This window comes from Zavarzinella formosa DSM 19928 (genome assembly GCF_000255705.1).
GTDB classification, from domain to species: domain Bacteria; phylum Planctomycetota; class Planctomycetia; order Gemmatales; family Gemmataceae; genus Zavarzinella; species Zavarzinella formosa.
The window spans coordinates 499,467-510,305 of sequence record NZ_JH636444.1 but is presented as its reverse complement, the minus strand read 5'-3'; the positions used below and the strand labels follow the sequence as shown (position 1 = coordinate 510,305).

8 protein-coding genes and 1 pseudogene are annotated in these 10,839 nt (G+C 59.4%); 3 read left to right on the top strand and 6 right to left on the bottom strand.

Translation table 11 applies throughout. The features are described 5' to 3' along the window. From BGIM_RS53255 to BGIM_RS0131035, 3 genes are all read right to left on the bottom strand, one after another. A partial coding sequence (locus BGIM_RS53255) for a hypothetical protein (protein WP_193789024.1) occupies positions 1 to 1,490 on the bottom strand: 1,490 nt, incomplete at its 3' end. Positions 1,491 to 1,693: 203 nt separating this feature from the next. Beyond that, positions 1,694 to 1,954: a hypothetical protein gene (locus BGIM_RS0131040; protein WP_020473571.1), complete on the bottom strand. Its 261-nt coding sequence runs from the start codon at positions 1,952 to 1,954 to the stop codon at positions 1,694 to 1,696. Positions 1,955 to 2,065: 111 nt separating this feature from the next. Next, on the bottom strand, positions 2,066 to 3,436 hold the full coding sequence (locus BGIM_RS0131035; protein ID WP_020473570.1) for a BBP7 family outer membrane beta-barrel protein: 1,371 nt from the start codon (positions 3,434 to 3,436) through the stop codon (positions 2,066 to 2,068). A 596-nt stretch (positions 3,437 to 4,032) separates the two neighbouring features. On the opposite strand from BGIM_RS0131035, the gene BGIM_RS0131025 reads away from it, so the two are divergent. Together BGIM_RS0131025 and BGIM_RS0131020 are read left to right on the top strand one after the other, a co-directional pair. Then, positions 4,033 to 4,215 (top strand): hypothetical protein, encoded by a 183-nt coding sequence (locus tag BGIM_RS0131025; RefSeq protein ID WP_020473569.1) that lies wholly within the window; start codon positions 4,033 to 4,035, stop codon positions 4,213 to 4,215. 260 nt (positions 4,216 to 4,475) lie between these two features. After that, positions 4,476 to 5,654 carry a M28 family metallopeptidase gene (locus BGIM_RS0131020; RefSeq protein ID WP_157369555.1) on the top strand — a complete coding sequence of 393 codons (1,179 nt, stop codon included), beginning with the start codon at positions 4,476 to 4,478 and terminating at the stop codon, positions 5,652 to 5,654. Positions 5,655 to 6,123: 469 nt separating this feature from the next. On the opposite strand, the gene BGIM_RS0131010 is transcribed toward BGIM_RS0131020, so the two are convergent. Then, positions 6,124 to 6,741 (bottom strand): hypothetical protein, encoded by a 618-nt coding sequence (locus tag BGIM_RS0131010; RefSeq protein WP_029630916.1) that lies wholly within the window; start codon positions 6,739 to 6,741, stop codon positions 6,124 to 6,126. Positions 6,742 to 7,055: 314 nt separating this feature from the next. Here BGIM_RS0131010 and BGIM_RS0131005 point away from each other — a divergent pair, with 314 nt between their 5' ends. Beyond that, positions 7,056 to 7,379 (top strand): hypothetical protein, encoded by a 324-nt coding sequence (locus BGIM_RS0131005; RefSeq protein WP_020473565.1) that lies wholly within the window; start codon positions 7,056 to 7,058, stop codon positions 7,377 to 7,379. A gap of 392 nt (positions 7,380 to 7,771) precedes the next feature. Here the strand turns inward: BGIM_RS0131005 and BGIM_RS53250 are convergent, their stop codons facing one another. Then, positions 7,772 to 10,489: an efflux RND transporter permease subunit gene (locus BGIM_RS53250; RefSeq protein WP_157369554.1), complete on the bottom strand. Its 2,718-nt coding sequence runs from the start codon at positions 10,487 to 10,489 to the stop codon at positions 7,772 to 7,774. A 1-nt stretch (position 10,490) separates the two neighbouring features. Further along, positions 10,491 to 10,839 (bottom strand): annotated as a pseudogene (locus BGIM_RS65035) (transposase); the annotation flags it as partial.

Genomic DNA, 10,839 nt, shown 5'->3' with positions numbered 1-10,839 from the left:
TGTGTGATCGTGCCGCTGAGAGCCGAGGCGCCGGCGGCGTCGAGGGCGGCGCTGCTCTCGCCGGCGGCGATCGTGTACTTGAACTTGAGGCTGTTCGTGCCGGTACCGCCGCAGTAGGTCGCGGTGCCGCCGCTGTTGAGCAGGAGCGTCGGCGTACCGGTCACGCTGACCGCCCTGTCGAAGGCGACGGTGATGGCGATGGCGCTGCCGATTCCATAGGTGCCGCTGACCGTCGTCGTGCTGAGACCGGTGACCTTCGGGCCGACGAAATTCACGTGGCCGCCGCTGGTTTCGCTCTTGAGGGCGGCGACACCCGTGGAGTTCGAGACGGGATCGGTGACGGTGATCACGGTGCCCGCGCCGTCAGCGCTGAAGGCGGTGCCGAAGTTGAAGACGTCGATGTTTGTGATCGTCGTGCTGCCGATGGTCGCCTTGGCGCCGTCGCGAGCCACGAAGCCCGTGCCGACGTTCGTGAGAGTCGTGTTCGAGAAGGTGATTCCGATGTCGTTGCTGAAGTCGTATGGCGGGTTCGTTTCTGGATTGCCCCAGACGAAGCCGTCGAGGGCGCCGTTGACGACGTTGCCCGAATAAACGACCGTCGCGGTGTCGGTCGAGTCCGAGGTGATGCCGAACGCCACTTGCTGATTGCCGGCGATGGACCCGGAATCGCCGTGGAACGTGTTGTTGGTGACGGTGATGTTCGAACCGGTCGAACCGGTGTTCTCGGCGATGCCGATGATCTTCTCGGTGGCGCCGACGGTGCTGACCGTGACGGTGTTATTGTCGATGAGCAGGTTGTTCCAGGCGCCCGCGCTGGAGGACGAGAAAGCGTTGATGCCGAAGCTGGAGGACGAGGCGCCACCGTGGCCGCTGATGCTGATCTGGTTGCCCTGAACCGTCTGATTCGCGCTCGGACCGAGGATGATGCCGCCGTTCTGGCTGGCCGGACCGGCGTTCGGCACGGTGATGACGTTGTTGGTGATATGGGTGCCGGCGTAACTGGTGAAGTCGGCATCCGGCGCATAGGAGATGGCGACGTCGAAATTCTTGATCGTCAGGCCGGTGATGTTCCAATTCTTGTCGGTGCCGAGACCGTCGAAGTGGATCGGACTCGCGCCGCCGCCTTCGGTGCCGGGGCCTGTGATGCCGTCACCCGAGGCGTTCAGACCGGTGAGGGTGATGTTGTCGATGTGCGGCAGGATGTAGTGGAAGCCGGTCGTGGCCCACGAAGTGAAGGAGTTCGGCTCGGACCAGTTCAGGGTGCCGTTGATTTTGATCGTGTCGCCGGCCGATGCGCCGTTCAGGGCGTTCTTGAAGACGGTGAAGTCGTTGTTGCTCGGCGTTGCAGCGGGCACATGGCTGATGGTGATAATGGCCGGGACAGATCGATCTTCGAGATGATCGAATCCGAGCCGCATCGTGCGGGCGATCCGGCGGCGGTGCGGTTGATTCGCACAAGACGATCGCTTTCCGAACCACTGGCTCAACATTTCTGTCTCCTCCCAATCCCTTTGATCGGGGAATACTCGAAATAGAACGTCAGAGACACTTTTTTGAAATCAGGCAGGGAACGAACCGCCCAAGCGTTTTCCTGACGGAAACGTCAGAAAAACGCTGTGATGAAACAGACTCATTCTGACATCCGGGGGAGTCTAACAGATGGTCCGGCCTGCGGCCAAATTTTTCCCTCTCATTACTTCATGAAGGACCATTGCTTCGGCGGTGAAACTTGCAATCGACGGAAATTTTCCGCATAACCCGTCGGCGTAAGATGAGCCGGCCGGGAAATCCGGGAGAGTTTTTTCACTTCTCCGCTTCGATCCGTGCCGGCGCCCCGTCCTGCCTGGCACGCATCTGTGGATATTTCGTTCAGTTTCTGGTTTTTGGTCGTGAACGTGCTGCGAAGGTCTTCGCGGCGTTTCATGAAGTGGTGGTAGACGGACATGATCAACATGAACGGCGATCGTCTATGACGCCGACGGCACCCTCGTCGGCCTTCGCACCGGCGTTCAGCCACTGGCTGCGGCCGCCGAATGAGATGCCGACTCCCGACAAGGACGGCCGATCAAAATTCGAAGAAGAGACCGAGCTTTAGACCTTGGGCATAGAAGTCGGTCCGGTTGAGCTGGGGCGCGGGAAGCCGCGCTCCGAGGAACGGAAGGCCCGGGAATTGATTCGGGTTCAGATTCGGATCGATCTGCTGGCCCGGCCGGACGACGCTGCTCCAGTAGAGGAAATCGTAGCCGATGGTCGCCTTCAATTGTGACGTGATCTTCACCCCCGCCTGGAGTTGCACCTGCGGAATGAAGCTGAAACGATCGGCTTCGCGGCTGCCGATGTTGCTCGGTTGCGCGTAGATGCCGCCGGGATACAGGCCCGCCGGCAACGAGAAGCCGGTGCCGGAGTAAAGCGACTGCCCCTGGACGCCGACGACTTGATGCGTCGATCCGAGGGCCGCCTTGGCGGTCATTTTCAAGAAGAATTGCTCCCCTTCGTAGCCGATGCGAGCGCCGAGTTGACCGCCGTAAAAGTGGTTGCTGGCGCTGAAGTCGTCGAAGAACGATTGCCGGATGTCGATGCCGGTCTCGTTTGAAAAGCCATTGATGCGGAGCCGTTCGGCGAGGTCCGCGTAGCGGAAGCCGGCGAGACCGTCGACGCTCCAGGCGCAAGACCGGCCCAGATTCATGAGGGCGTTCGCCTCGGCGCCCCACAGCCGGGAGGTCGAATCGACGCTCAGGCGTCCGACGGTCGGACCCGGAGGCGGGAAGAGGGGATCGGCGATTGTGATGCTTCCCCTGCCGCCGAAGTTGCCGCTCGCGGGATCTTGATTGATCGTCGGCATGTAGATCGGGGGATTGCCCGTGCCGTCGGACGCGATGCCGAAGTGCGTCGAGCGCTGTTCGAGCTGGAACCAGCTTGTTTCGAAGCCGATGGTCGCGTCGTCATTGAGCCAGGCGCCGAAATTGACGCGCAGGCCGGAGGTGGCGCCGTAGTTGAGATCGTTGCCGCCGAACAACACGCGCGTGCCGGGCTGGCCGATGGCGCCGGGGACGGCGTCGTTGGGGTTGCCGGTGGTGACGAGCGGCGCGGAGACCGACTGCGGCTTCACCCACCAGAGCAGATAGTCGACTTCTCCCCATATTCTTGGCGTCGTCTCGGCGGATGCGAAGATCGCCACGACCGGCGTCTCTTTCGGGGGAATCGGGTCCTTCGGGGGAATCGGGTCGCCGGACGGCTCTCCCAGTGCGGGCGCGACCGAGAATGCGGCGGCCACGACTGAAGCAAACAGTTTGCGACGAGGCTTCACGCGCGGCTCCTGATTGCGACGGATGCGATAACTTCCACTCTCGTATCGGAGCCGGAACGATCGCGAATGATCCGAAAACCACCCGTCACGGACAACGATCGAACCGAGAAGGGCGGCTTTGCCGGACATGCTGATTGTGCGGGCAGCGTGCCTGTTGCGTTCGCATGCAACGAAAATGCGACGTCCGCGACGGCTCGGCGGGGCTCTGCATGGCCGTCATGGAGTTGCTGGAAAGCCGTCCACCGGAGGGCCGGTCGTCAGACATATTGGCGGCAGAGGATGGCTGGATCACACGGGTCCGTGTGTCAATGCGAGCAATAACCCCGCTCAACGAGTGGCGGGCAAACGTCGGGCAAACGCATGAGTTCTTGAAGTTTCTACGCCGAACAAGACGTTACACCTGACTGCGGTGACATCAGGTAATATCTGGGTTCAAAGTCTTTCTGACCGCTGCAGCAGGTGAACTGATGGGACGATGAAGCCGTCAATGAATCAAGCCCATTTTGGTTGGTTTTCCGGGTGAGAGATGGAATGAAGGCGGCTCTTGGTGGCAAGTCAGCCGGCTTCATTCCATCTCTCACCCACATTCTCGCTCCCTTCCGAAGCGGCTGCGGCCGTCATTCTGTGGCGGCGATCCGCCGGGCCAGGCGTATAGGAGTCGTGTGAGGATGCTGAACCCCGGCAGCCAAACTCATATGTTGTTTACCGGAGGCAGATTACGGCGTATGGCATTTAACCCGAATGAAGTGACTCCATGCGGCCAGACGTTCGCCCAGATTGATGCCCGACAGGCCGAGTACGTCCTGAATGCGAATGCAGAGAAGGCTTGGGAGTTTGTGCTGGAAGATGTGTCGGTTGGGTTCAAGGCTGGCGGCGGGGTTGCGACTTGCTGGAGCACGGCGGCTTGAACTATCCGGTGGCTCGCCCCGGCTCGAATGGTTAAGCCGAAACAGATGTTAAAGCAGACGACCCTATTCTGGTTTTCCCGGCTTTCATGCACATCCATCGCCACGGCATATGGACTTGGCGGTTGGCGACGGAGGCAACAAGCATTTGTTCCCCTTCATGGACAATGACTGACCCGGCCTTGATTCCATGTTCGCTTGCCCTGTTTGCAAACCCTCCCCGGTTCTCGCTGGCAAAACATCGCACCAATGAAAATCCTCGAATGACCGAGCAATCAAACTTTCTGAACGACCTTCTTACCTTTCTGTGCCAAGAACCTCGCGTGGCCGGTTCTGTCCGGAATGCCGAGATCGCCGGACGCTTGAGGAAGCTCTACGATCAGATGGGGTATCAGACAGATCTTCACGAATTTGAGTTTGTCGGCTGGCGCCAGCTTGCCTCTCCGACTGTCCGATACATGAAGCCTGTTCGGCGGGGATTGGAAGACTGTCTGCCGGTTGTCTGGTCGAAGCCAACCAATGGCCTTGTGACAGGCAAGATCAAGGCCGTGACCGGCTTTCCCGCGATGCTTCGCACCTTCGAGGCCTATGACTGGCATGTCTTTCCTGTCGTGGACAAGGCGGGTTCGGTGGCGGCCTGCTTGTTGAGCAACACGGTGGTGTGGCCACAGCCGCTGGACGACGAGAAACATCCATGGCCATGCGTCATGGTTGGCGTCAACGAGTTCAAGCGAATCTCCGGCTGGCTGCGCCATGGCGTCGAGCCAGCCGTCGAACTGTCCGTCTGTGCGGAATTCCTGAAAGGTCAGAAAGGCTGCAACGTCATCGCCACGTCAGGCAATCACCCTTCGATCCTGGTATGCGCTCATTACGATTCTTTCTTCACGACAACCGGAGCACATGACAATGCCAGCGGCACCGCCTCGCTGCTCGTTTTGGCACGATTGCTTGGCCCCAACCCGAACAGAGAAATCGGCTTCGTTTCTTTTGACGCCGAAGAATGGAACAAACTTGGCTCTTATCGCTTCGTCGAAGACTTGAGGAGCCGAAGAGAGCTTGGACGCATCCGGGCCATGATCAACATTGATTCGGTGAGTGTCGGCGACGGCATCTGTCTGACGATGTCGCCGGGTTTGGCCGGACCGGTTCGGCAGGCCTTGCTGAGCGCCCGCGAAAGAAGCGGCATGGGCGACGGCGTCCCCAGTCGTTTCCATCGTCCGACGCTCATCCGAGAAGACACATCCATCGCGGCGTTCGACACCTGGCCGTTCATGCAAGCGGGCATTCCGGTCATCCAAATCGGGACGTTTGGAGAGCCGTTTCCCCACTGGCATCGTCCGGAAGACCGGCTTGGCTTGATTGGCGAACACGGCCGGAAACTGATCGAGGATGTGTCGGCCCTGACCAAGGACCTTCTGGATTTCTGGACGCCTGGCTTGTGATCTTCGACTGGCCGCAGTTTGTGAGAAGGAATCTGAAGAAAAACGAAACAGCATGCTTCAACAACTTATACGCGAGACACGATGTCCCGACTCATCATCAATGGCCCAAGTTCCGATGTTCATGGGCCATCATTGACATGCTTGTGTCACGTCAAGACGACATTCTTCCCGTTTGCCCGATTCCAAGGGTATGAAACTGTTCCGATCCGGATCACATAAGCTCTTTGGCACGATCAGGAACGATCCGTGGCTTCGCAAGCCGGGCAATCCCCATTCTGCTTCTGCGTTCGGACCGCGAGATCGTCTTTCATCGGCGCCGTATCCGTCGGCAATCGCCCTTGGTCATTCAAAGAATGAAACACGATCAGTCGTGTCAGTCATGACATTGACCCCGCGTCGAGCGTCGGAAGGTCATTCGTGATCGGTGAATCAATCGACAATCAGGCTCGCGAGAGCCTGTTTCTAATTGCTACGGACAAGTGAAACCCGTCCTGATCTCCCGAAGGCTCTTCCAAACGGCGGACTCCTCGCTCGTTGGTGACACACACAAGAACACGCAGTGATGCTTCTGCTTCTCGCAATGCCATGTCTGGATCTCCAGTCTCAGCGTTTGTTCCTTGCCCGTCGCAAACGGCTCGATCCATTTCAATTCGCCGACACAGGACGATATGACTTCGCCGTCGCCCCGTTTGTCCGCCTTCACTGGGTTATCCTTTACGTTCAGCGTGAACTTGCCCTCATCCGCTTCTTGCTTCTTTCCTTTCAGCACAGCCTTGGCCAAACCCCGATAATACGCCAGCAGTTCCTTCTCCATCGTCTTGGCGTCAACCTTCTGATCATCCGGCAGCCAGAACACCAAGGCATAGGAGAAGAAGGTATCAGAATCCGGCTTGAACATACCGGGTGCGAACCGGATATCCTCGGTTCCCTTCCAAGCCATGCCGGGTGCGAAGGCTGGTGGCAGGGCAATCGTTTCCCTGGCCCATCCTTTTGGGGAAGGCAGTGTGTAAGGAGGTTTCTCGGATTGTCCGACGGCCGTGTTGGCAAACAACAAAAGGGAGGTCAGAAGCGTATGCAGGTGAGACATGACGATTTGATCCTCTGAAACAAGGTGACGCGGCAAGGGCCGTTTTGGGGCTTTATAGGGTTCTTGGCTCGTGAGGTCTGGTTCTGGTCGCCTTCGAAGCCCTTGAACTTGTTTTCGGATGCCCCGCTTAATCCCAAACAAATCGCCTTGGCCAGTCGTCTTTCTGATGGGCGATATGCCCGTCTTTTCATCCGTTGCGATCAAGGAGCGAACCCGTGCGATTCCTGACGGCTATTTTCATCTTGCTTGCCGGCTTTGGCCTTCCAAGTCTTTTTGCCTGTGACTGTGCCGATCCCGCGCCTCCAAAGAAGTCCATGGAGGGATCGTCTGCCGTGTTCTTGGCCGAGGTGGTGAAGGTCGAGACGCTGGGACAGATGTCCACAGTGACCCTCAAGGCGGAACGTTGGTGGAAGGGCGGCGAGTCGGCCGAAATCACCGTCTCCACTTCCAAGAGCGGGGCCTCCTGCGGATACGGCTTCGAGAAAGGGAAGAAGTATCTGGTTTACGCCCATGCGGAGCCGAAGGAAAAGTTGCTTCATGTCAGCCTGTGCAGCCGGACAAGCACGGAAAAGGAAGCCGAGAAGAACGGCGACTTTAAGGAACTCGGCTCAGGGAAGGCGCCAATTCCTCGGCCATGAGAGATGCAGAGCCAACAGCTCTTGAATCCAAATTCGGATTAGTTACGATTGTATCGGCTTCCCAACAGGAAATGATCTCTGAAGTGAACATGCGCCGAACCATCCTTGCGATCTCCGCGATTCTCTCATCGGTCGGCGAGACTCCCGCCGCGCCAAGTATTTCGAGAATAGTGTCCGCGAGGAAGGCTTGCTGACGTTGGCGCTAGAGGGGGGCGATGAACGGGGCTTGTTTCGCCCTTTTGATCGACCGGACACACGCCGTCAATTTGCGCGAGCGCAACACTTGCCGCATGCCGGTCGCCACCGAGCGGAGCGACGACGTTAAAATATCTTCCACCATTGATTGACAGACGGTGATCACCGTACGGTGATCACTATCACACGTTATGCGGTCAGGGGTGCCCCGAGGTCTGCGGCGAGACTTCTACTGTGGCCGTCTCGGTAAGCTTCGCCCGGCGCAGGCCTTCGAGAGTGGTGTAGAAAACCGGCGTGAAGAAGAGACCAAAAATCGTCACGCCGATCATGCCCGAGAAGACGGCCGTGCCGAGCGCCCGGCGCATCTCGGAGCCGGCCCCTTCCGCGATCACCAGCGGTAGCACGCCGAGAATAAAGGCGAAGCTCGTCATGAGAATCGGCCGCAGTCGCAACTTCGCCGCCGTCACGGCGGCCTCCCGGCGATCCATGCCTTCGGACCTTTTCTGCCGGGCGAATTCGACGATGAGGATGGCGTTTTTGCACGCCAGCCCCACCAGCACCACCAAGCCAATCTGTGTGAACACGTTCAAATCGAGCTTGGTGATCATCAAACCGATGACCGCGCAGAGCAAACACATTGGCACGATCAGCACGACAGCCAGTGGCAACAGAAAACTCTCGTACAAGAAAGACAGCACCAAGAACGCCAGAACCGTGCTGAGGCCGAACACAAGCAGCGTGGTGTCGCCGACGAACTCGAACACGCCCGGCAGTTTCACGGACGTGTTCGACGCGAGTTGTTGCTGGTAAGACATGTCGGTCCATTCGTAACTCATTCCGTCAGGCAGCTCGCGTTTGGCGATTGCCTCGACTTTGGCCGCCGCCTCGCCGGAACTGATGACCGACGGCACGGTGAAGCCGTTCACGTCCGCCGAGGTGATCAGGTTATAGCGGTTCACCTTCGCGGGGCCGTTCACCTCGATCACCTTGATCACGCTGGAGAGAGACGCCATCCCCCCGTCCGCCGTACGGACCTTCAAGGCCCCAATGTCTTCCTTCCGCGTGCGGGCGTCGGCGGCCGCCATCACATTTACCTGCCAGTTACGATTTTCCAGCGACACGTCGTTCACATACAGCGCCCCCAAATATACCTGCAACGCATCTTTCACGGACTTGTCGCTGATCCCCATTTTAAAGCAACGGTCCTTGTCGATCACGACCCGGTATTGCGGGGCGGCCGAGCGGAAGGTGCCGAACGCCACGGGGATGCCGGGTTCCTTCATGGCGGCTTGCACAATGTTCTCGGTTGTTCCTTCAAGCGTGCCGAGCCCGTAGTTGGGATTGTCTCGCACTTGCAATTTGAACCCGCCGGCGTTGCCCAGCCCCAAGATCGGCGGCGCGCCGAATGCCGTCACTTGTCCTTCCTGGATGGTGGCGAATTTCGCGTTCAGACTGGCCACGATCATGTCGGCCGAGCGCCCCTTGCGTTCGGGGTATGGGACAAGCGACACGTAAATCCCGGCATTGTTCGACAGATTCGCCGACGCGAAAATCGAAAACCCGGTAACCCCGAGTGAGTGGAAAATTCCTTTCTCTCCCTTGCTCCGGTCTCGCTCTCCGTCCGGGCCGACGGAACCCAACGCAATGTCATTGATGCGGTCAACCACGCGCTGTGTGCGCTCAAGCGAGGCCCCTTCGGGGAGTTCGACATTGATGACGAGATACCCCTGATCCTGCTGCGGGATGAAGCCAGCAGGGATGCGAGTGAAACCAACGCCCGTAGCCCCCAGCAGGGCGACATACAGAAACAGCACGACCAGCGACACGCGGATGAGCCGGGCCACTGATTTGCCGTAGACCACAGACGCCCGCTCGAAGCCCCGGTTGAACAGCCGGAAGAACCAGCCGAGCGTGAGATTCAGCAGGCGTTGAAGCGGGTCCGGTTTTTGGTGATGGCTCTTGAGGAGGACCGGACACAAGGCCGGGCTGAGGGTGAGTGAATTCACGGCGGAGAGGAGCGTGCTGACGGCCACGGTGACAGCAAATTGCTTGAAGAACAGCCCGGTGATGCCCGGAATAACGGCCGCCGGCAGGAAGACGCTCACCAGCACCAGCGACACGCCGATGATCGCGCCGCTTACCTCCCTCATCGCCTTCACGGTCGCGTCATGCGGAGAAAGCCCGGCGGAGATGTGTCCTTCGACAGCCTCGACCACCACGATGGCATCATCGACGACAATGCCGATGGCAAGAACCAATCCGAACAGGGTGAGGTTATTAATCGAATATCCGAGGGCATACATCGCGGCGAGCGTGCCGATCAAGGCCACGGGGATCGCCAGCATGGGGATCAGGGCCGCCCGCCAGTCTTGGAGGAACACCAGCACCACGACGGCGACGAGGAGGATCGCCTCGAAGAGCGTCTGCACGACCGCGCTGACGGAATCTTCAATGAACAATGTGGGGTCAAAGACGATGTCGTATTTGATGCCCTGCCGTTCGAGTTCCGGGGCCATTCCCTGCATTTTCTTTTTCACGGCCCGAGCGGTGTCGAGGGCGTTGGCTCCGGGAAGTTGAAAAATCGGGAGGCCAACGGCGGGCTTCCCGTCGGACATCGCAAAGGTGTCGTAGCTGCGCGCCCCGAGTTCGATGCCGTGTTCTTTGGTCCCGTTGATCTCCCGCGTGTCCCGCACGACCTCGCGCAAATGGACGATCTGCTCGCCGGTGTTCTTGACGACGATGGATTCAAACGCCTTCGGGTCGGGCAGTCGGCCATCGGTGGTGACGGTGAACTGGAAGTTTTGCCCGCGCGGCGCCGGCGGAGCGCCGATTTGCCCGCTGGCCACGCTGAGATTCTGTCCTTGGACGGCCCGCGTGACGTCATCCACGGTCAGGCTAAATGGTGCATCCGCCAAGTTATCGCACAGATGGCGGGGTGGCGACGCCGGCCGGCCGACGGGGCCGGTGACGCCGTCGTCGGCCCCAGTGAAATGGATGTCGGTGCGAGTTCCAGTAAGCCGTCGCCCGGTTCACCGCCTCAACGATCTCCTCCCATGTCCCGAATCGTCGGCCCTTGAGCGCCAGGGACCGCAGGATCTTCCACCACGGCTCGATCAGGTTCAAGTACGCCGCCGCGACCGGCTGGAAGACAAACTCCCATCGCGGGCATGCCACGTTGAACAACAGCACGTCGCGGGATCCGTGGGCGGCCAGGTTGTCGAGGACGGCGTAGACGCGGGTGATGCCAGCCGGGAGCCATCGCTCG

What these genes read in the sequence shown, in the direction of transcription:
- BGIM_RS0131040 (WP_020473571.1), bottom strand. Translation starts at nt 1,954, where the DNA reads ATGTTGATCATGTCCGTCTACCACCACTTCATGAAACGCCGCGAAGAC.
- BGIM_RS0131005 (WP_020473565.1), top strand. Translation starts at nt 7,056, where the DNA reads ATGGAGGGATCGTCTGCCGTGTTCTTGGCCGAGGTGGTGAAGGTCGAG.
- BGIM_RS0131020 (WP_157369555.1), top strand. Translation starts at nt 4,476, where the DNA reads ATGACCGAGCAATCAAACTTTCTGAACGACCTTCTTACCTTTCTGTGC.
- BGIM_RS0131025 (WP_020473569.1), top strand. Translation starts at nt 4,033, where the DNA reads ATGGCATTTAACCCGAATGAAGTGACTCCATGCGGCCAGACGTTCGCC.
- BGIM_RS0131035 (WP_020473570.1), bottom strand. Translation starts at nt 3,436, where the DNA reads ATGTCCGGCAAAGCCGCCCTTCTCGGTTCGATCGTTGTCCGTGACGGG.
- BGIM_RS0131010 (WP_029630916.1), bottom strand. Translation starts at nt 6,741, where the DNA reads ATGTCTCACCTGCATACGCTTCTGACCTCCCTTTTGTTGTTTGCCAAC.